The organism is Streptomyces sp. NPDC048664, from assembly GCF_040650555.1.
In the GTDB taxonomy this organism is placed as follows: Bacteria; Actinomycetota; Actinomycetes; order Streptomycetales; family Streptomycetaceae; genus Streptomyces.
In genome coordinates this window covers 34,851-53,476 of sequence record NZ_JBEZHK010000023.1, presented here as the reverse complement: position 1 = coordinate 53,476, position 18,626 = coordinate 34,851, and the positions used below count along the sequence as shown (strand labels likewise).

The 18,626-nt window shown below is 71.4% G+C and carries 18 protein-coding genes and 1 pseudogene; 1 reads left to right on the top strand and 18 read right to left on the bottom strand.

Going from position 1 to position 18,626, the window contains the following annotated elements:
- Nucleotides 1–21: 21 nt before the first annotated feature.
- From AB0C59_RS23745 to AB0C59_RS23735, 3 genes are read right to left on the bottom strand one after another with little or no spacing between them, the layout of a single operon-like run.
- Nucleotides 22–1,068: a methyltransferase gene (locus AB0C59_RS23745; protein ID WP_363007716.1), complete on the bottom strand. Its 1,047-nt coding sequence runs from the start codon at nt 1,066–1,068 to the stop codon at nt 22–24.
- 58 nt (nt 1,069–1,126) lie between these two features.
- On the bottom strand, nt 1,127–2,185 hold the full coding sequence (locus tag AB0C59_RS23740; RefSeq protein WP_363007714.1) for a methyltransferase: 1,059 nt from the start codon (nt 2,183–2,185) through the stop codon (nt 1,127–1,129).
- Between the two features lie 41 nt (nt 2,186–2,226).
- Complete coding sequence (locus tag AB0C59_RS23735; RefSeq protein WP_363007712.1) at nt 2,227–3,741, bottom strand: FAD-dependent monooxygenase; 1,515 nt, start codon at nt 3,739–3,741, stop codon at nt 2,227–2,229.
- Nucleotides 3,742–4,104: 363 nt separating this feature from the next.
- Here AB0C59_RS23735 and AB0C59_RS23730 point away from each other — a divergent pair, with 363 nt between their 5' ends.
- Nucleotides 4,105–4,269: a hypothetical protein gene (locus tag AB0C59_RS23730; protein WP_363007848.1), complete on the top strand. Its 165-nt coding sequence runs from the start codon at nt 4,105–4,107 to the stop codon at nt 4,267–4,269.
- A 52-nt stretch (nt 4,270–4,321) separates the two neighbouring features.
- Here the strand turns inward: AB0C59_RS23730 and AB0C59_RS23725 are convergent.
- The 15 genes and pseudogenes from AB0C59_RS23725 to AB0C59_RS23655 form a co-directional block, all read right to left on the bottom strand.
- Nucleotides 4,322–4,483: pseudogene (locus AB0C59_RS23725) on the bottom strand (NmrA family NAD(P)-binding protein); the annotation flags it as partial.
- Nucleotides 4,483–4,956: a flavin reductase family protein gene (locus tag AB0C59_RS23720; protein ID WP_363007710.1), complete on the bottom strand. Its 474-nt coding sequence runs from the start codon at nt 4,954–4,956 to the stop codon at nt 4,483–4,485. The pseudogene AB0C59_RS23725 and the gene AB0C59_RS23720, both read right to left, overlap by 1 nt.
- Nucleotides 4,957–5,017: 61 nt before the next feature.
- The gene (locus tag AB0C59_RS23715) at nt 5,018–5,842 is read right to left on the bottom strand and encodes an NAD(P)H-binding protein (RefSeq protein WP_363007708.1); all 825 of its coding nucleotides are present in this window, start codon (nt 5,840–5,842) and stop codon (nt 5,018–5,020) included.
- Nucleotides 5,839–6,669 (bottom strand): NAD(P)H-binding protein, encoded by an 831-nt coding sequence (locus tag AB0C59_RS23710; RefSeq protein WP_363007706.1) that lies wholly within the window; start codon nt 6,667–6,669, stop codon nt 5,839–5,841. Before AB0C59_RS23710 ends, AB0C59_RS23715 begins: the two co-directional genes overlap by 4 nt.
- Nucleotides 6,669–7,796, bottom strand: a complete 1,128-nt coding sequence (locus AB0C59_RS23705; RefSeq protein ID WP_363007704.1) for an acyl-CoA dehydrogenase family protein — start codon at nt 7,794–7,796, stop codon at nt 6,669–6,671. Before AB0C59_RS23705 ends, AB0C59_RS23710 begins: the two co-directional genes overlap by 1 nt.
- Nucleotides 7,797–7,809: 13 nt before the next feature.
- Nucleotides 7,810–9,558: an FAD-binding oxidoreductase gene (locus tag AB0C59_RS23700; protein WP_363007702.1), complete on the bottom strand. Its 1,749-nt coding sequence runs from the start codon at nt 9,556–9,558 to the stop codon at nt 7,810–7,812.
- On the bottom strand, nt 9,551–11,137 hold the full coding sequence (locus tag AB0C59_RS23695; protein ID WP_363007700.1) for an MFS transporter: 1,587 nt from the start codon (nt 11,135–11,137) through the stop codon (nt 9,551–9,553). Before AB0C59_RS23695 ends, AB0C59_RS23700 begins: the two co-directional genes overlap by 8 nt.
- Before the next feature lie 39 nt (nt 11,138–11,176).
- Complete coding sequence (locus AB0C59_RS23690; protein WP_363007698.1) at nt 11,177–11,752, bottom strand: dTDP-4-dehydrorhamnose 3,5-epimerase family protein; 576 nt, start codon at nt 11,750–11,752, stop codon at nt 11,177–11,179.
- A gap of 6 nt (nt 11,753–11,758) precedes the next feature.
- Nucleotides 11,759–13,030 (bottom strand): nucleotide disphospho-sugar-binding domain-containing protein, encoded by a 1,272-nt coding sequence (locus AB0C59_RS23685; RefSeq protein ID WP_363007696.1) that lies wholly within the window; start codon nt 13,028–13,030, stop codon nt 11,759–11,761.
- 10 nt (nt 13,031–13,040) lie between these two features.
- Nucleotides 13,041–13,505, bottom strand: a complete 465-nt coding sequence (locus tag AB0C59_RS23680) for a nuclear transport factor 2 family protein (RefSeq protein WP_363007694.1) — start codon at nt 13,503–13,505, stop codon at nt 13,041–13,043.
- 19 nt (nt 13,506–13,524) lie between these two features.
- Entirely contained in the window at nt 13,525–15,036 is a 1,512-nt protein-coding gene (locus tag AB0C59_RS23675) for an FAD-dependent monooxygenase (protein WP_363007692.1), read from the bottom strand.
- Complete coding sequence (locus AB0C59_RS23670; RefSeq protein WP_363007690.1) at nt 15,036–16,493, bottom strand: FAD-dependent monooxygenase; 1,458 nt, start codon at nt 16,491–16,493, stop codon at nt 15,036–15,038. The genes AB0C59_RS23675 and AB0C59_RS23670 overlap by 1 nt, the downstream gene beginning before the upstream one ends.
- A gap of 2 nt (nt 16,494–16,495) precedes the next feature.
- A complete protein-coding gene (locus AB0C59_RS23665; protein ID WP_363007688.1) occupies nt 16,496–17,431 on the bottom strand; it encodes an aromatase/cyclase in 936 nt (311 codons plus the stop codon).
- Nucleotides 17,432–17,474: 43 nt separating this feature from the next.
- Nucleotides 17,475–18,260: a 3-oxoacyl-ACP reductase FabG gene (fabG, locus tag AB0C59_RS23660; RefSeq protein WP_363007686.1), complete on the bottom strand. Its 786-nt coding sequence runs from the start codon at nt 18,258–18,260 to the stop codon at nt 17,475–17,477.
- A 45-nt stretch (nt 18,261–18,305) separates the two neighbouring features.
- Nucleotides 18,306–18,575, bottom strand: a complete 270-nt coding sequence (locus AB0C59_RS23655) for an acyl carrier protein (protein ID WP_363007684.1) — start codon at nt 18,573–18,575, stop codon at nt 18,306–18,308.
- Nucleotides 18,576–18,626 lie beyond the last annotated feature (51 nt).

Below are 18,626 nucleotides of genomic sequence, written 5' to 3'. Positions count from 1 at the left end.
GGCTGCGTCGTTCCCGCGGCCTCAGGCGGCCTTGGCCTCGATGAGGCTGAACCCGGGTCCCGGCAGCGGCACCACCGAGACGACCTCGAGGCCGGCCAGGCGGCACATCGCGTCGAACTCGGCGCGGGTGCGCTCCCGGCCGCCCCAGTTCACCAGCATGTTGAGATCGCCGAGATACTGGCCCACGGCCCGCGGGTCGGCCACCTCGGACAGGACGGGCTCTACGATCAGGACCCGGCCGCCCGCGGGCAGCACCGCACGGATGTGGCTGAGGATCGTCACGCACTTCTCGTCCGGCCAGTCGTGCAGGATGCTCTTGATGAGGTAGGCGTCTGCGCCCTGGGGCACCGACACGAAGAAGTCCCCCGGGATCGCGGAGCAGCGGTCCGCGAGGCCGTCGCGCTGCAGCGTCTGCGGGGCCTGGGCCAGGCCTTCCGCAGTGTCGTACAGGATGCCGGTGAGGGCCGGGTGCTCCCGCAGGACGGCGGCCAGCAGGGTGCCGTCGCCGCCTCCGATGTCGGCGACGGCATGGAAGCGGCCGAAGTCGTAGGCGCCTGGCAGCGCTGCGGCGGTGCTGCGGGTCGCCTGGCTCATCGCCTCGTTGAAGCCCGCGGAGCGGTCCGGGTGGTCCTTGAGATAGCTGAAGAAGTCCCTCCCGAAGACCTTCGCGAACGAGGTGTCGCCGCTGCGCACACTGTCCGTCAGATGCTCCCAGCCGGGCTTCATCATCTCTTCCATGGTGCCCGACGAGGTGATCAACGGGGCCATGGACCCGGGCCTTCCCGGGTCGAGCAGGGTGCCTGCGGCCGTCACGGCGAAGGTGCCGGGCTTGGTCTCCTCGAGCAGGCGCAGAGAGGCCAGGGCGCGCAGCAGCCGCAGCATGGGCTGCGGGGCGGTGCCAGCTTCCTGGGCCAGTTCGGTTGCGGACCTCCGCCAGTCGCCGATCAGTTCGACGACCCGCAACTCGATGGCCGTGTGCAGCGCGCGTGCTGCCAGTGTCCCGAACACGAGTTGAATGACGTAGGCGCGGTCCTCTGGCGCGGCCGCCTGGCCCTCGTCGTGCACCACAGTGGTTCTCCTTCCGGAAGCGCGAGTAGGCATGGTCTGCCGTGGGGTGCCGGGGGTGTCAGGCGGACGCGGTGGTGAGTGTGAGGACCCGGGCGCCGTAGGCGAGGGCGTCGGAGACCGACTCGATCCGCATGCCGGCGGCGGTCGCGAGGGCCTGCCACTCGTCGTACGTGCGCTCGCAGCCGCCGAAGTAGGCCAGCATCCGCAGGTCACCGCTCGTGAAGAACGGATCCGGCTTGGCGGGTGTCACCTCGGCGCTCTCGATGAGCAGTACGGTGCCGCCGGGCTCCAGCACGTCCGCGCAATTGCGCAGGATGCGGATCGCGTCGTCGTCCGACCAGTTGTGCAGGACGAACGACAGCGTGATCAGGTCGGCCTTCACGGACAGAGGGTCGAAGAAGCTGCCGTCGACCACGTCGATCCTGCCGGACAGCCCGGCTTCCGCCAGCTTCTGGCGCGCCCTGGCCGCCGGGCCCGGCAGCTCCAGCAGGGTGCCGCTGATCCCCGGCTCGTTCGCCAGCACGGTGGCGAGCAGGTCGCCGTCGGCGCCGCCCACGTCGAGGATGTGCCGCACCCCCGTCCAGTCGTGGCGTCGCACCGCCTCGCTGAAGATGGCTCGCTGGCCGTGCGCCATCAGGTCGTAGAAGGTCGCCCCGAGGTTTGCGTCGTCGGAGACATCGTCCCAGAACTCCTTGCCGTAGTGCTGCCGGTAGCAGTGGCGGCCATCGTGGACGGCGTCGAAGAGCGCGATGAGCGACAGGTCCGCGCGCCCGATCATGTGCGCCGGGTCCAGCCACCCCACCTGGGTCGCCGGGTGGTCGTGGGCCAGCAACTCGCCGAGGGCGGTGGGCACGTAGTGGTCCGGCTCCGGCTCCTCGAGTACGTCGATGGCGACCAGGTGCCGGATCAGCCGCCGCAGGGTGTCCTGGTGGGCGTCCGTCGCCTCGGCGAGCGAGGCGAGGTCGTGCACACCGTCCCGCAGGTGGTCGACCAGCCGCAGGTGAGCGGCCACCCGGACCGCGATGGGGGTGGCCAGGTCGCCGAGCCGCATCAGCGTCTTGAACTCGGGGGGAAGCGTGGTGGCAGAGGGAGGAGTTGTCTGGGCGTCGGTGGACATGCGGTGCTCCGATCGTGGTGGGGCGGGTAGGCGGTGTCTTGTCACGAGTTGTTGGCTTGGCCGAACCATCGGGTGAGCGCGGCTTCGAGGGCGGCGGTGTCGTCGTCCGTGCCGGATCCGTCCGCGGAACCGGCCCAGGCGACATGGCCGTCGGGGCGCAGCAGTACGGCCGCGGGAGCGAGGACCTCGCCGATCACCGGGAGCGCCCAGTGGTCGTCCTGGCACTGGGCCTCCACCAGGTCCACCCGGTCCTGCCAGCCGGCGAGGGCGGTGTGCAGCCCGGACACGCCGCCGAAGTCGAGCAGTACCGGCCGGGCCGCGGCTAGCAGTTCGAACACCCGCAGCGGCCCGTAGGGGGTCTTGATGTCCAGGTCGGGCATCCGGCGGCCGAGGATCGCATGCCCGTCGCCCAGCGGATAGCGGACGTCGAGCTGGGTGCAGGCACCGCCCAGGTAGCGATTGACGTCCTCGATCCCGACCAGCGCGCCGAACACGTCGCGCAGCGCGTCGGTCAGGGCGTCCGGGCGCCAGAGGGCGGTCTGGGCACGGATGTTGTCGAGCGTCCGCTCAGTGGCTGCGTGCCGCTCCGCGTGGTAGCTCTCCAGCAGCTCATCGGGGGCCTGCCCGTTCACCACCGCGGCCAGCTTCCAGCCGAGGTTGACAGCGTCCTGGAGGCCGAGGTTCATGCCCTGCCCGCTGGACGGGAAGTGAATGTGCGCGGCGTCCCCGGCCAGCAGGATCCGGCCGTCGCGATAGCGCTCGGCCTGCCGGGCGGCGTCGCTGAAGCTGCTGAGCCAGTGCGGGCTGTGCATGCCGAAGTCGGTACCGGCGATCTTGACCAGTGCCTCACGCAGCGTCTCCAGGGTCACCGGGGTGTCCCGGTGCGTGACCTTGTCGAACTCCATGGTGATCACCCGGCGCAGACCGGGCTGGTCGGAGTCGAAGATCATGAAGGATCCGTGTTCCCGCCGGCTCTCGTCTCCGAAGACGATCCCGGGCGGGGGGTCGGTGAGCTTCACGTCGCCCACCAGCGCGGTCAGCGTGGCGGGTGTGCCGGGGAAGCCGATGCCGGCCAGCTTGCGCACGGTGCTGCGACCGCCGTCGCAGCCCACCAGGTAGTCGGCGCGCAGTCGCTCTGCGCCCTCGGCCGAGGCGATCTCCACCTCGACCCCGGATCCGTTCTGCCGTACCCCGACGACCTCGGCGCCGCGGCGCAGCGGCACGTCCAGCTCCCGCGCCCGCTCCTCCAGAAGCTGCTCGACGCGTGACTGGTGAATGGCGAGCGCGAACGGATAGCGCGTCGGCAGGCTCCCGATGTCCAGCGGGATGAAGGAGAAGTGCCCGAAGGGCCCCTTCCGGCCGGCCGCGAGGAACCGGTCCGCGATGCCCCGCTGGTCGAAGAGCTCCACGCTGCGCGCGTGCAGCCCACCGGCCCGCGACTCGCCGTTCAACGCGGCTCGACGTTCCAGGATCAGTACATCCACTCCGGCGAGCCGCAGCTCACAGGCGAGCATCAGCCCGGTGGGACCGGCGCCCGCGATGATCACATCCGCCATGGGAAAACCTCTTTCATTCCATTCGGAAGGCAGCCACGTGCTCGGCCGCCCACACGTCGAAGGTGCCTGCGGGACGGCCGGTGACCTGCTGGACCGTCGGGGTGACCTCTGCGGGCACGCCGACGAGACCTGCCTGGAACGTGAGAGTCGTATCCGCGAGGCCGGGCGGGACCTGGTCGCGGATCAGCCGCTCGCATGCGAGCTGCGAGGGCAGCTCCGCGTACCGCAGCCGGGCGCCCGATGGCCGTGCCGATCCGCCGCGCCTGCTCGGCCTGAGTCAGCGGCTCCGGCCCGGTCAGCACGTACGTCGCGCCCTGGTTCCTGTCCGACAGCAGCGCGCGGACCGGCGACATCCGCGATGTCATGCTCGTCGATGGGCGCCATCTGGGTCTCGGCGAACGGCCCGCGCACTATGTCACCGCGCGGATCTGCGCTGCCCACTGCAAGGTGTTGGCGGCGAACGCACCGGGCCAAACGAAGGTCCACCCCGGGCCGGACGCCTCGACCTCGTACTCGATCTCCTTCTAGTAGGCGGCGATCTCGTTGTCGGCGCCTGCGCCGTCGTACCGGACGGCCCGGTGAGGTCACCCCGCGTCACCGCGGCCCCCGTCGGCAGCCGGGCCGCCCCCGGCTCGCGGGTCGGCGCGCGCACGGCCGCGCCCGCGGCCGGCAGTTGGCCCACGACATGACGGCCGACCTTCCCGGTCGCACCGGTCACCAGAAAGCACAGCACTCTCCCCATCAGCGAACGCGGGCGTCCACGGGCGGCCTTTGCTCCGACAGGCCGGCGTACCGGCCGGCATGAAAGATCAGCGGGCGGCCCCCGTACCGGGTGGACCAGGCCGCCGCCTCGGCGATCACCAGCTCGTGATCCCCCTCCACCTGGACCGTCCTGATCCGGCAGTCGAGCCACCCGAGTCCGCCCTCGATCACGGGGCGCCCGGCCGGGGTCCGGACCCAGTCACAGCTGGCGAACCGGTCGGCGCCCCGTGCGGCGAAGGTCCGGCACAGTTCTTCCTGCTCATCGCTGAGGATCGTGACGGCGAAGCCGTCCGTCGCCCGGATGGCCGGCCAGGTGGTCGAGGTCAGCGCGGCGCAGAACGCGATCAGCGGCGGATCGAGCGATACGGAGGTGAAGGAGTTCACCGCCATGCCGACCGGACCGTCCGCCGACTCCGCGGCCACCAGCACCACGCCGGTGCTGAAACATCCCATTACATCGCGGAAACTGCGCTGGGTGAGCACTGTCGCGCCCCTTTCCCGGGTTGAGCAGGTGTCAGCGGAACGAGTCGGCGTTGTCGCGCGCCCACTCCTCGAAGGTCCGCGCCGGCTTCCCCGTCACCTTCTCGACCACGGGCAGGGCCTGGGTCTCCGCATCCGTGGGGTCGCCGAGGAACTCCAGCGAGGCGGCGACGATCTCGGGCGGCATGTGCGCACTCATCTGCTCCGCGGCCTGCTCCGCCGTGATCTCCTCGTGCCGCAGCTCCCGTCCGATCGCGCGGCCCACCGCCGCCACCTGCTCGACGGGGGTGATTGCCTCGGGGCCGGTGAGCGAGTGCGCCGCACCGGCGTGACCGTCCTGGGTGAGCGCGGTCCGGGCCACCGCCGCGATGTCACCGGGATGGATGGCGGGCAGCCCGACCCGGGCGAACGGCGTGCGCACCACGTCCCCCCCGGCGAGCTGCTCGCGCCAGGACAGGGTGTTGGAGGCGAACTGGCCCGGGCGCAGGAACGTCCACTCGAGTCCCGAAGCCGCGATGGCCTGTTCGGCCTCCCGATGTACCCGGCCGATGAAGGAGTCCGGGCGGGTGTCCACCGCCATGCTGGACAGGAACACCACCCGCCGTATGCCGGCCCGTGCCGCCTCGGCGAGGACCGCGGTCTCGTTCCCGGACATCATGAGGAACAGGGCGTCCGCTCCGGAGAAGGCCTTGGTCAGCGACCGCGGGTCGCTGAAGTCGCCCTCGGCCACGCCCGTGCCGGCCGGGAGCCCGGCCCGCGCCGCGTTCCTGGTCAGCGCGCGGACGGCGGTTCCCTCGGTCCGCAGCTGCCGCAGCAGTTCGCCGCCGACGTTGCCCGAGGCACCTGATACCAGAATCATGTCGTCACCTTTCGGAATGAGTTGATGTGCTCGGCCACCCACTGGGCGAAGGTCAGGCCCGGCCGGCCCAGGTAGGAGTCGACCGGAGAGATCTCGTGCGGGCGGCCGACGAGCTTCGCGAACATCCGCAGCCGGGCCTCCACGGCATGCGCGGGTATGCCGGCCCGCAGCCACTCCTGCCGCGCCTCGTCGTGGCTGAGCTCGGCGAAGCGGACCGGCTCGCCGGTCACTTCGCCGATGATGCGGGCCCGGTCGCTGTAGCTGAGCGACTCGGGACCACTGAACAGCGGTGCCTCGCCCACCAGGTCATCGGTCAGCAGGGCGCGGGCGGCCATCGCCGCGATGTCACGCTCGTGCAGCGGAGCGGTCTGCGCGTCCTTGAAGGGGAAGGGGGCGATGCCGTCGGTCCTGATCCGTTCGGCCCACTCCAGGGCGGTCGCCGCGAACCCGCCGGCGGGCCGCAGGAACGTCCGCTCCGCACCGGTCTCGTCGATCCGGCGCTCCAGCTCCCGGTGCTTGACGCCGATCATGTTCTTGGGGTCGTCGTCGAGGACCGAGTAGGACGACAGGGCGACGATGCGGCGGACCCCCGCCGCCTGCATCTTCCCGATCGGCTCCTCGTGGCCCTGCGGGAATGCGGCCGTGACGAAGAAGACCGATGTGACGCCGTCCAGCGGGAGATCGGCGGTGGCCGCCACCTCCACGCCGTCGGGCAGCCCGGCCCGGGCCGGGTCGCGGCTGAGCGCGCGCACCTTCCGGCCGGCCGCGAGCAGTTCGTCCACCAGCGGCCTGGCGACGTGCCCGGTGGCCCCGGTTACCAAGATCATCAATGTCCCTTTCGGTCCTGGCCCACGAGGCCCTGGGTGTAGTCGACCGCCGCGGGCTCGAACTGCATGACGGCATGGCTGGCGACCGAGCGGATGTCCCGCCAGTACCGCTGCAGCGGGTGACCGTCCTCCTGAGCCCTGGTGCCGCCGATGCGCAGCAGCCGGTCCGCAGCTGCGACGAGCATCTGCAGCGCCAGCGCGCAGTCCCTGCGGTTGCGGCGCACGAGCTCCGCCGGCAGCTCGGCGCCGTCCGCGACCGTGGCGGCCCGCTCGAGCAGTAGCTGGGCCGCGTCGATGTCACCGGCGGCCCGGGCGAAGTCCACCTGGTAGGCCTGGCCTGCGACGGCCCGGGGGCCGGTGGGAGCCGCCGCCACCAGCTGCGCCGCCACGGCGAGCGCACCGCGTGCGGCGCCCAGCACGGGACCGGTGAACATCAGCCCGCTCACGGCCGGGTTCGACAGCTTGGGGTAGCCGGGGTGGCCGACGGTCTCGCCCCGCATGGCGTCCTCGCGCAGGCAGGTGCGGTGCTCGGGTACGAACACGTCGTCCAAGACGGCCGTATGGCTGCCGGTGCCCCGCATGCCGAGGGAGGACCAGGTGTCCTCGAAGGTGTAGTCCCGTCGCGGCACCGCGAAGAGCCGCATGGGCTGTCCACCGGACTGCGGGCCGGGGGCGGGGCCGGTCAGCAGCGCCCAGTCGAAGTGGTCGACACCGCTGACGTAGGTCCAGGACCCGGAGAGGCGGTATCCGCCCTCCACCGGGACCACCGTGCCCAGCGGCTTGAAGACGATCGCCGCCAATGTGTCGGGGCCCTCCGCCCAGAGGTCAGCCTGCCCCTGCTCCGGCAGACAGGCCACATAGCGGGCGGAATAGGCGGCGACGCTGGCGAGCCACGCCGTCGAGGGACAGTCCTCGGCCAGCTTCGCCACCGCTGCGGTCAGGTCCTGGTGGCTGCGCCAGTCCCCGCCCCAGCGGGTCGGCACCCGCCATCGGGCGAATCCGGCGTCCACCAGGGCCCGCACCACTTCCGGGCGCACCCTGCGCTCGGCGTCGGCCTGTGCGGCCTGGGCCCCGGCCAGCTTGCCGGCCTCGGTAAGGGCCTCCTGCGTCTGTACTGAGAGCGACATGTCGTTACCCCTTTCACGCCCTGTCAGAGACGGGCGGGATGGTGTGGTTGATGCGGAACACGTTCAGCGGGTCGTAGGTGGCCTTCAGCTCCGTCAGCCGCCGGTGGTCCTCCTCCGCGTAAGCACTCCGGATCCGCTCCGGGTCGCCGTCGTGCTCGTAGAGGAAGCCCGGAAGCGCCTGGCCGGTGTCCCACGGCCGCAGCCGGGTGAGCATCTCGTCCGCGGCCCGGCGCACCGTATTCGCCTGCCCGGCGGGGACGGGCAGGCGCAGCCACAGGTGAAACGCCGCGTCCCTGCTGCCCACCGCGTGCGCCCGGCGTGGCGGACGGGCCAACGCGCCGCCCAGATGGCGCAGTTCGACACCGGGGAACGGACCGTCGGGCGAAGCCTGATCGATGAATGAGACCAGCGTCTCGACCGCCGCGTCGTCCAGGTCGTACAGCAGCGCGCTGCGGAAGTGCACCCTGACCGGGTGCTTCGGGTCATGGTGCAGTTCGGTGACGCCCCGGTACGGCATGGTGACGCAGGTGTCCCGCTCGGGGCGGAGCTCGCGCAGCGGCTGCACCAGCCGGGCGCCGTCCGCCTCGCCCCCCGCGTGGACGACGTGCACCTGCAGCAACGAGCGGCCGCGCAACTCCCGTGCCACCTGCGGCACGTCAGGGAGCCGCACCAGGGTGACCGAAGACGACATGTCCTCCGGCTGCTCCTTGGCCCATTCCAGGTAGGACCGCAGCACATGCGCCGCCCGCGCGGGGTCCTCGCCCGGATACACCAGCTCGCCGCCGTAGACCTCGGGCAGCTCCACCAGGTCGATCTCTGCGGCCGTCACCACGCCGAAGTTGCTTCCGCCGCCCCTTACCGCCCAGAACAGGTCGGGTTCCAGGTCCGGGGAGACGGTGCGGACGCGGCCGTCGGCCGTGACCAGCTCCAGGGAGCGGACGTGGTCCGCGGCGAAGCCGTGCGTACGACAGGTCATCGGCAGTCCGCCGCCGGTCAGATAGCCCATCACCCCAACCTGGTCGGAGGAGCCGCACAGCGGGGCGAGACCGTGCTCGGCGGCGGCGTCGAGCACCTCGCCCCAGCGCAGCCCGGCCCCGACCCAGGCGGTGCGGGACCACGGGTCGACCGACAGATCCCGCAGTTGACGGGTCGCGATGTACACCGCGCCGTCGGCGGGCACCGACTTGCCGTGTCCGGTCGACTCCACCGCGACCGGCCGGCCGTGCTCGGCCGCGAACCGGATGGCGGCGGCCACGTCGTCGGCGTCCGCGGCGACGACGACCGCGGCGGGCCGGTGTGTGACGGTGAGCAGCCAGCCGGAGCTCGCCTCCTCGAAGCCGTCGTCCCCGGGGTGGAGGGTGCGGCCCCGGATCGGCGCGCCCAGCTCCACCAGGTCGTGCCAGTCGGCGGGCAGGTCGCCGACGCGTTCGCCGCTGGACTCGGCCGTGGTGGTGTGCACCACCACGCCGTCCGGGGTGTGGATGCGGGCGGTGCCGACGCCGCTGTGCGCCGATCCCTCCATCCGGGCTTCAACGTGCGCCTGCAGCCAGCCCGCGTGACCGCTCGCCGGGGTGAACGTCTCGGTGAGCTGGTACGTGAACCGGCCCTCCTCCCCGGCGGTCCAGGTACCGGTGCCCACGGTGACGGGGGTGCGCAGCGCGATGGTCCCGTCCGGCGCGAACGAGATGGTGTAGGGGTCGGTCCGCCCGTCGTGCCGTACGTGGCCGGTCCAGACGCCCACCGGGCTCTGCATGTCAGTCATCCACTTTCTTCAGAGACGTCGCCGTGTCGTCCGCCGCCGCGGGCGGTGGACCCGGCATGCGGGCGTTACGCAACAGGGTCCCGGCCGCGGTGGCCAGCAGCAGGGCGACGGCGGCACCGACGAGCGCACTCGTCTGCAGGCCGTGCACGAAGGCCTCCCGTGCTGCGGACAGCAGCTGTGAGCCGGTGGGGGACGGGAGCCGCCCGGCCACGTCGACCGCCTCGGCGAGGGTGTTCCTCGCTTCCTCGGCGGCGGAGCCAGACAGCCCCGCGGGGAGGCTGTCGGACAGGTCGGCCCGGTACACCGCGAAGCCCACGCTGCCGAGCACGGCGACGCCCAGCGCGCTGCCGAACTCGGTGGCGGTCGAGGCCATCGCGGAGGCGGCTCCGGCCCGCTCGAGCGGCGCCGCTCCGACGATCAGCCCGGTGCCGAGCGCGACCATCGGCCCGAGACCGAGCCCGATGACGCCCGTCCCCGTTACCGCGAGGACCAGGTCGGCGGGACCGGCGACCCGTGTCAGCAGCACCATGCCGAGCGCGGCGACCGCAAGGCTCCCGGCGAGCAGCGCGCTCAGCCTGATCCGCCCGGCGAGCGCCGGCCCGGCCATGGACCCGATGATGACCCCGACGGTGAACGGCAATGACCACAGCCCGGCCTGAAGCGGGGCAAGGCCGCGCACCAGCTGCAGGTACTGCATGACCAGGAACTGCGATCCGGCCTGCAGCAAGGTGGCGAGCACCAGCATGCCCAGGGCCGTGCCGAACAGACCGTTGCGAAACAACGTCAGGTCGACCAGTGGCTGTTCCAGCCGGCCCTGGCGGCGCAGGAACAGCACCGCGAGCACGAGGCCGGTCACAAGGGCGACGGTCGGCTCGGCGATCGGCCCCTCGGCGGTGAACCGCTTCAGGCTGAAGATCAGGGCGAGCATCCCGACGACGGACATGACGGCACTGGTCAGGTCAGGACGGGCGACCGACATGTCGCGATACTCGGGCAGCACCAGCGGGCCGAGCACGATGAGGAGCAGCATGATCGGCACGCCGAGCAGGAAGACCGAGCCCCACCAGAACAGCTCCAGAAAGGCGCCGCCCATCAGCGGCCCGATCACCGTGCCGAGACCGAAGAAGGCGGCCCAGGCCCCGATGGCCGCCCCCTGCTGCTTGGGATCGCGGAACATGACGCGGATCAGGGAGAGGGTGGAGGGCATCAGGGTCGAGCCCGCGATGCCAAGGACTGCCCGGGACACGATGAGCATCAGCGGGCTGACCGAGAACGCCGAGAGCACCGAGGCCGCGCCGAACGCCGCCGCGCCCATCAGCAGCAGCCGACGGCGGCCGACGCGGTCGCCGATGGCACCCATGGGGATCAGGAACCCGGCGATGAGGAACCCGTAGATGTCCACGATCCACAGCAACTCGGTGTTGCCGGGCCGCAGGTCCGCGGTGAGCGTGGGGAGGGCCAGGTGCAGCACCGTCAGATCCATGGCGATGAGCATGGTGGGAAGGGCGAGGACGGCCAGTCCCAGCCATTCCCTGCGGGTCGCCCGCGGCGGTGCCGCCGCGCCGGCATCGATACTCAAAGAAGGAACTCCTTGTGTAGTAAGTGCGAACGCACGACGTCAGCGCACGTCGTGCCAGTGCGCGAGCAGTCCCGCGGCGAGCGCCGCACGCACCCCCGGGGCCTTCGCGTCCTTCTCCGACATCAGCGGTGGCTCGCGCAGTCCCCACGGCAGCGCCAGACAGGGATCGAGCGGGTCGATGTCGACCTGCGTGCCGGGCACGTAGCGGGTGGAGACGACGTAGCTGACGCAGGTGTCATCGGCGAGCGCGAGGAATCCGTGTCCCACCCCCTCCGGGACGTAGACACAGCGCCCGGAACCGGCGTCGAGAGAGCTCACCTGGTGCGTACCGAAAGCGGGTGAACCGACCCGCAGATCGACCACGATGTCGCGCACCGCACCGCGCAGGCAGGCGACGTACTTGGCCTGGCCGGGCGGCACGGTCACCGAGTGGATGCCGCGGAGGGTGTTCCGCGCCGAGATCGAGTAGTTGATCTGCTCCGGTCGAAAGGGGCGCCCGGTGACCTCCTCCACCAGGTCGTGGCGGAACGCCTCGAAGAACGAACCACGCTCGTCGCGGATCTGGCGCGGGGTGAACACGAACGCGCCCGGAACCCGGGTTTCCACCACGTCCATGTCGGATCAGTCCCGGACCCGGTGCTGCGCGGCCATCCGCTCCAGGACCGGTACCAGCTCCGTGGGGCTGGGCGCCGCGGTCATGTCCGCGTACACGGCGTCGTTCCCCGTGCGGAACGACGGCTCGTTCAGCATGCGGTGGAGCTGCTCGCGCATCCGCGCCGCCGTGATGCCGTCGCCGCGCAGGACCACACCGGCGCTCCTGGCCTCGAGATACCGGGTGCTGTTCAGCGCACTGCCCAGCTCCTCCATGACGATCATCTGCGGCACACCGTGCGTGGCCGCCGCGAAGAACGTACCGAAGCCGCCGTGGTGGATGATCGCCGAGCAGGTCGGCATCACCTGGGTGAGCGGTAGGTAGTCGACGATGCGTACGTTGTCGGGTATATGAGGATGCGGCCCCAGCTGGTCGGCGTTGACCGTGGCGACCACCTCGACGTCCATCCCGGCGACCGCCTCCAGGGCGGCCGCGACCCGCTCGTCACGGCCGTCGTGCACGGTACGCCCGGTTACGCCGAGCGACAGGACCACGCGCGGCCGCGACGGCGGCCGCGACAGCCACGGCGGTACCGGCGCGGTGCCGGTGTACGGCACCCAGCGCATCGGGAGCACCCGCAGGGTGTCGGGCCTGGACAGCTGCGCGGGCAGCGGGTCCACGGTGAAGTCACCGAAGAGCAGGTCCTCGGAGAGGTCACGGCCGAACCGCCTGAACACCGGTGCCAGCAGCGCGGCTTGCGGATCCTTGTCGGCGCTCGCGGCGGCCGTCGGATCGTAGCCGCGCTCGGTCAGCCGTCGGCGGACCCAGCCGAAGTAGTCGGGGCCCCAGAGCATGCGGGCGGACGCGGCCCCACTCTCCCTGGCCGCAAGGGAGCCTATCGGGCAGGCGGGGTCCCAGATCACCAGGTCGGGGCGCCAGTCGCGGGCGGCCTCGACCAGGTTGTCGGCGAGCTCCTGCCGTCCCTCGTCGTCGGGATAGTAGCGCTTGTAGTTGAGCGCCTTGTAGTAGCGGGTCGCCCGCCACAGCTGGTCGGCGTCGGAGCCGGCCGGGAATCCGAGCGCGTCGGTGAAGTGCTCCAGTTCCTCGTCACCGACCGGCGGGGGCGGCGAGGCAGGCTCGCCCAGCTCGACCGCGGTGAGCCCGGTCGCGGTGATCTGGCCGGCCAGGCCGGAGTTGCTGGCAACCCGGACCTCGTGTCCGGCGCTCTGCAGTGCCCACGCCAGCGGGACGCTGGGGTACAGGTGAGCGGTCAACGGCGCGACCGCGATGAGAATGCGCATGTGAACTGCCCTAGTCGTTGTGGATACCGACGCGCCCCGGCGGCGTGCCCCGGGTCCAGACCACCTCGAGCGCCAGACGCGTGAAACGCCAGCCAGCGTCGGTGCGTACCGCCTCGCCTTCGAAGCGGTCGCCGACCTGAAAGTGCTCTGCCGGAATCTCATCGGGGTGCAGATGGGTGGCGATCAGATTTCCGCGGACCCGCGCCCGGTCGCCGTCGACCTCGACGCGGTGACCGGCGGCCACGTGGTGGGTACGGCGCCATTTGCCCATCATCGCGGCGGTGAACGAGGCCATGCCGGGCACGCCGTCGTGGCCGCCCATCGGGAACTCGAATCGGCCGCCCTCGGTGAAGACCGACCTGGCCCAGGCGTCGTCGAAGGCCGCCTCGTCCAGGCTGGCCAGATAGCGGTCGACCAGGTCCTGTACCTCGAGCCGGTCCGCGATCCTGCTCAACGCGTTCGCGTCGTACGGCATGTGCTTCCTTTCTGCCGTCTCAGACCGCCCGGGCCGCGGGCGGGCCGAACCAGCGGTCCAGCGCTTCGGTCAGCTCCTCCGCCTCGCCCGGTGCGGCCCAGGCCACGTGTCCGTCGGGCCGTACCAGCAGGGCGTCCGGCGGTGGGTCGCAGGCGGGGATGCCGGTGGCCGGCTTGGCGGTCACCACGTCCACCCGGTCGGCCCAGGGCCGCGCGGACCGCAGCACCGCGTCGTCGTGGGCGAGGACGAGTCCGCGTCCACGCGCGGCCCGGAGCAGGGTGAAGGCCGTGGTCGTACCCGCGTCGCCGACGAGTTCGACGTCCGGCATGCGCAGTCCGAGCAGCGGATGCCGGCCCGGGCCCGTCGGGTAGCGGATCTCCAGGCCGCTGACCAGGCCGGCGAGGTGCCGGTGCACCACCTCGTACTCAGTGAGCTCGCCGAGTACCCCGCGCAGTGGCTGCATCGCATCGCCGCCCAGGAACAGCAGCCCCTGGGCACGGGTGTTGTCGAGCAGCCGGCGGCCCACTGCGTGCCGCTCGGCGTGGTAGGTGTCGAGCAGCGACCGCGGCGCCCGGCCGCGGACCACGGCGGCCAGCTTCCAACCCAGGTTGAAGGCGTCCTGGATACCGGTGTTCATGCCGAGTCCGCCGGCCGGGAGGTGGACGTGCGCGGCGTCCCCCGCGAGCAGCACCCGTCCTCTGCGGTACTCGGTCGCCAGGCGGGTGGCGTCGCCGAACGCACTCACCCACAGCGCGTCGCCATGGCTGATGTCCTCTCCGGTGAGCCGTCGCCAGCCGTCGGCGACCTCGCTGAAATCCGGTTCCCCGGTCCGCCGTCGCACCGGTGTGTCCCGTTCGCACACCACCACCCGGTGCACCCCGTCGCCGAGGGGGGCTGCCATCGCGACGCCGCCAGGCAGCCACTCGCCGATGAACCGTGGCCTGATGTCGCAGCCGCGGACGTCGGCGAGGAGCAGCTCCAGAGTGGCGGGGGTGCCGGGGAAGTCGAAACCCGCGAGACCGCGGACCGTGCTGCGCCCCCCGTCGCAACCGACCAGGTACCGGGTGCGCAAGTGCCTCGGCCCGTCCGGTGTTTCCACGCTGACGTCCACGTACTCCCCGGTGTCGGCCAGTCCGACGACCGTGTGACCGCGGCGGAGGTCGCAGCCGAGCTCCGCGGCCCAGGTGCGCAGCATCGTCTCGGTGTACGCCTGGGGCAGGTTCTGCACCGCGGGATGGGCACCGGGGAAGACCTCGAAGTCGAGGGGCAGTCCGCCGAAGTGGCCGCGGCTCGTGGTCTGCAGCGGGATGCCCAGATCGGCGAAGCGTTCGACCAGACCGCGCTGCGCGAACACCTCCATGGTCTTCGGGGTGAAGCCGAGGCCGCGCGACTCGGTGGTGGGTTCGGCCAGCCGGTCGAGCACCACGACCTCGACCCCGGCAAGCCGCAGCTCCCCCGCGAGCATCAGTCCGGTCGGTCCCGCGCCGACGACGATGACCTCGGCGTCGTACGCCGTGTCCTGCACGTCCATCAAGGGGTCTCCTGTTCAGGGGCGCCGAACCAGTGGTGCAGCGCGTCGCGGAGGGGCGTCCTGCCGTCGTCGGCCCAGGCGACGTAGCCGTCAGGGCGGATCAGGACGGCCCGTCCCGGCGGCGTGGCGGCCCGCACTGTGCGGACCCGGCCGGCCCATCCGGCCGGCGCTCCCGCGGCCGGGTCGGCCGCGGCGTCGAGCAGTACCCCGCGGCCGTCGCGGAGCAGCTCCGGCACGCTGTACCGGCCGTCGCCCGTGGTCAGCTCCCAGTGCGGCAGGCGGCGGCCGACCAACGGGGCGTCGCTCGCGCTCGGGTAGCGGATGTCGAGGCCGCTGATCTTGCGGACCAAGTGCTCGACGACCTCTTCGTGACCGAGCAACTCGGTCACCACGGTGCGCAGCGGCTCGACCTCGGGGCCGCCGAGCAGCAGCGTGGCCTGTGCCTCGATGTCGGCGAGAACCCGGCGGCCGACGTCGTGCCGCTCCTCGTGATAGCTGTCGAGCAGACCGTCCGGCGCCCAGCCGCGTATCTGGGCCGCCAGCTTCCAGCCCAGGTTCGCGGCGTCCTGCAGCCCCAGGTTGAGGGCCTGCCCGCCGACCGGCAGCTGCGCGTGGGCGGCGTCCCCGGCCAGCAGGACCCTGCCGCTGCGGTACCGCGCGGCCAGCCTGCGGGCGTTGCGGAAGGCATGGACCCAAACCGGTTCGCCTGCGCTGATGGCCTCCCCGGTGACCCTTTCCCACACCTCGGCGACCTCCGCGAACTCCGGCCCCTTGCCGCGGGCAGCGGGGGCCCTGCCGAACTCGTGCACCATGACCCGGGTGATGCCGTCGGGCCGCCGGTTGGCCACGGCCAGGCCGCGCTCGTGGCGTTCGAACCTGCGGTCGGGCACGTCGATTCCGCCCACGTCGGCGGCGAGCAGCTCCCGCGTCGCGTCAGCCCCCGGGAAGCCGATGCCCGCCAGGCGCCGCACGGTGCTGCGTTCACCGTCGCAGCCCACCAGGTAGGCCGCCCGGATCAGAACCCGACCGCCGGGGCCCAGCGCCTCGGCCTCGACCCCCCGCTCGGTCTGCCGCATGGCCACGAGTTCGTGCCCGCGGCTGATGACCGCGCCGAGACCGGCCGCCCAGTCGCCGAGCAGACGCTCGGTGCGGGTCTGCGGCACCTTCCACGGGCCCCGGAACCTGCTGTCGTGACCTTCGAAGTCCAGCCTGATTCCCCCGAAGTGCCCGACCCTGTCGCAGGGCACCGTCCCCAGCGCTTCGAGCAGACCCCGCTGGTCGAGGATCTCCAAGGTACGGGCATGCAGGGCCGAGGCCCGCGACGCGGTGCTCGGGGCCGGCAGCTGCTCAAGCACGGTCGCCCGGGCACCGCCCAGACACAGTTCCCCGGCAAGCAGCAGCCCGATCGGACCCGCCCCCACGACGATGACGTCGGTGTCGACGGACGAGTCGGCCATCGTCAGCGCTTGCCCTGCACGTAGTTCTTCGCGTGGCCGAGCGTGGCGCGGCTGTTGGTGCCCAGCGCGTCACGCACGTACGCGCGGGCATCCGCGACCGTCGCCTCGGGGCCGAGCACCCTGGCGATGTTCTCAGTGTTGAGGACCACGGTGTGCTGCGAGGTGGCGGTGACGCCCTCGGCGTCCTCCGTGAAGGTCCACCAGCCCGTGTGCAGCGTCATCAGGGCAGGCAGGGTGACCTGCTTGTACGCGATCTTGTGGTGGGGGAACGTCACCCGGTACGACTTGGTGGTGTGCGTCGAACCGTCCTTCGCGTACGTGTCCATCTCCAGCGTCTGCAGTCCCGGAGTCGTCTCGTCCAGACGGGCGTTGGCCACGTGCGGGAGCCGCTGTGACCACTGCCCTGCTTCGTTGATGAAGTCGTAGACGTCCTTGGCCTGGCCCGGTATCCGGACGGTGTCCTCGAAGGAGAAGGTGAGTTCCTCGGAGGCGTGGGCCAATTCCACGTTCTGCTTCAGGGCGGCCAGTTCGGTGCGGGAGTTGCGGTCGACGGCCTGGTCGATCCACTCGAGGCTGCGTGGGTCGTCGTCGATCGCCCGGTAGTCGTGCAGTAGCACGACCCGGCAGGTTGAGTCGGCCAGCGGCTCGATGATCCAGGTCCCGCTCATCACGGCGACCGGAGGGCTGGAGACCTCCTGTCGGAAGGTGATCCGCAGCCGGTCCGGATCCAGTGTGCGGTGCGACGTCCAGCTTTTGGGCTCGCCGTTGGCGGTGGCCCAGATGCGGATGCGCTCCTCGTCGGCGCCTCGCTCGACGTGGTCGACGTAGATGGTGGGCGGGAAGATCCGCGGCCAGTTCCGCACCTCGGCGAGCAGCCGGTAGACGGCGTCGGCCGGGGCGTCGATGGTGATGTCGTGCTCGACCTGGCGGGTCGTCATGGCTCTCCTTCGCTGGGTGCTCGCAGCGGACGCGCTGCGGCGGTCAGAAATTGCCCAGGCCTCCACAGACGTTGAGTGCCTGGGCGGTGATGGGGGCGGCGGTGTCGGAGGCCAGATAGCCGACCAGGCCGGCCACTTCTTCGGGCAGGGAGTACCTGCCCAGCGGGATCTTCGCCTGGAACTTCCGCAGGATGGCCTCCTCGCTGGTGTCGTACGCCGTGGCGTAGCCCTGGCGGATACGCTCGGCCATCGGTGTCTCGACGTAGCCGGGGCAGACGGCGTTCACCGTGATCCCGGTGGGGGCGAGTTCGTTGCCGAGCGCCTTGGTGAAGCCGACGACGCCGTGCTTGGAAGCCGAGTACGGGGCACCGAGCACCACGCCCTGCTTGCCCGCGGTGGAGGCGATGTTGATGATCCGGCCGCGGCGCTTGTGCCGCATTCCACCGGTGTTGAGCACCTCGCGGGTCATCATGAACACGCTGTTGAGGTTCGTGTTGATGACGTCGAACCACAGCTCGTCCGCGATGTCCGCGGTGACCCCGCCGCCGGACCGTCCCGCGTTGTTGACCAGCACGTCGATGGGACCGAAGCGGTCCACGGCCTGCTGTACGAAGCGGTGGATGTCGTCCCCGGAGCGGACGTCGCAGGGGGCCCCGTCGACCTCGAGGCCTTCGTCGGCCAGTTCCTTGACGGTGGCGCTCACGCTGCTCTCGGTACGGGCGCACAGGAACACCCGGTGGTCCTGGCATGCCAGCAGCCGGGCCGTCTCCAGGCCAATGCCGCTGGTGCCGCCGGTGACGATGGCGACCTTCTTCTCATGTTCCGTCATGCTTCCTCCATGGTGCTCAGGGGATGCCAGGTGCCAGGTCGGCGGTCAGGCGACACCGGACGGCGCCAGCGTGTCGTTGACGACTTCGATCAGCGCGCGCGGCGTCCTCGCCTCGGTCAGCGCGTCGTCGTCCAGCGTCACTTCGAACTCGCGCTCGATACGTCCGCCGGTCTCCAGCATCGCCAGCGATTCGTAGCCGAGCGCCTCGAAGTCGGTGTCGAGGATGTCGCCGTCGAGGTTCACGGCGTCGTCCGAGCCAGCGCCCTCGCGCAGGATCCGCTTGAGGTCCTCGATGGTGAACTCACGGGCAGGCATGGCGGGATGTCCTTTCGTCTGGGGCAGGTCACTGCTGCCGCTTGGGCCGGT

Bases quoted from the DNA above. Each gene is read 5' to 3' on its own strand.
- AB0C59_RS23665 (WP_363007688.1), bottom strand. From the start codon at position 17,431: ATGACGACCCGCCAGGTCGAGCACGACATCACCATCGACGCCCCGGCC.
- AB0C59_RS23720 (WP_363007710.1), bottom strand. From the start codon at position 4,956: ATGGGATGTTTCAGCACCGGCGTGGTGCTGGTGGCCGCGGAGTCGGCG.
- AB0C59_RS23730 (WP_363007848.1), top strand. From the start codon at position 4,105: ATGCTCGTCGATGGGCGCCATCTGGGTCTCGGCGAACGGCCCGCGCAC.
- AB0C59_RS23735 (WP_363007712.1), bottom strand. From the start codon at position 3,741: ATGGCGGATGTGATCATCGCGGGCGCCGGTCCCACCGGGCTGATGCTC.
- AB0C59_RS23675 (WP_363007692.1), bottom strand. From the start codon at position 15,036: ATGGACGTGCAGGACACGGCGTACGACGCCGAGGTCATCGTCGTCGGC.
- AB0C59_RS23715 (WP_363007708.1), bottom strand. From the start codon at position 5,842: ATGATTCTGGTATCAGGTGCCTCGGGCAACGTCGGCGGCGAACTGCTG.
- fabG (WP_363007686.1), bottom strand. From the start codon at position 18,260: ATGACGGAACATGAGAAGAAGGTCGCCATCGTCACCGGCGGCACCAGC.
- AB0C59_RS23685 (WP_363007696.1), bottom strand. From the start codon at position 13,030: ATGCGCATTCTCATCGCGGTCGCGCCGTTGACCGCTCACCTGTACCCC.
- AB0C59_RS23655 (WP_363007684.1), bottom strand. From the start codon at position 18,575: ATGCCTGCCCGTGAGTTCACCATCGAGGACCTCAAGCGGATCCTGCGC.
- AB0C59_RS23710 (WP_363007706.1), bottom strand. From the start codon at position 6,669: ATGATCTTGGTAACCGGGGCCACCGGGCACGTCGCCAGGCCGCTGGTG.
- AB0C59_RS23740 (WP_363007714.1), bottom strand. From the start codon at position 2,185: ATGTCCACCGACGCCCAGACAACTCCTCCCTCTGCCACCACGCTTCCC.
- AB0C59_RS23690 (WP_363007698.1), bottom strand. From the start codon at position 11,752: ATGGACGTGGTGGAAACCCGGGTTCCGGGCGCGTTCGTGTTCACCCCG.
- AB0C59_RS23705 (WP_363007704.1), bottom strand. From the start codon at position 7,796: ATGTCGCTCTCAGTACAGACGCAGGAGGCCCTTACCGAGGCCGGCAAG.
- AB0C59_RS23670 (WP_363007690.1), bottom strand. From the start codon at position 16,493: ATGGCCGACTCGTCCGTCGACACCGACGTCATCGTCGTGGGGGCGGGT.
- AB0C59_RS23680 (WP_363007694.1), bottom strand. From the start codon at position 13,505: ATGCCGTACGACGCGAACGCGTTGAGCAGGATCGCGGACCGGCTCGAG.
- AB0C59_RS23700 (WP_363007702.1), bottom strand. From the start codon at position 9,558: ATGACTGACATGCAGAGCCCGGTGGGCGTCTGGACCGGCCACGTACGG.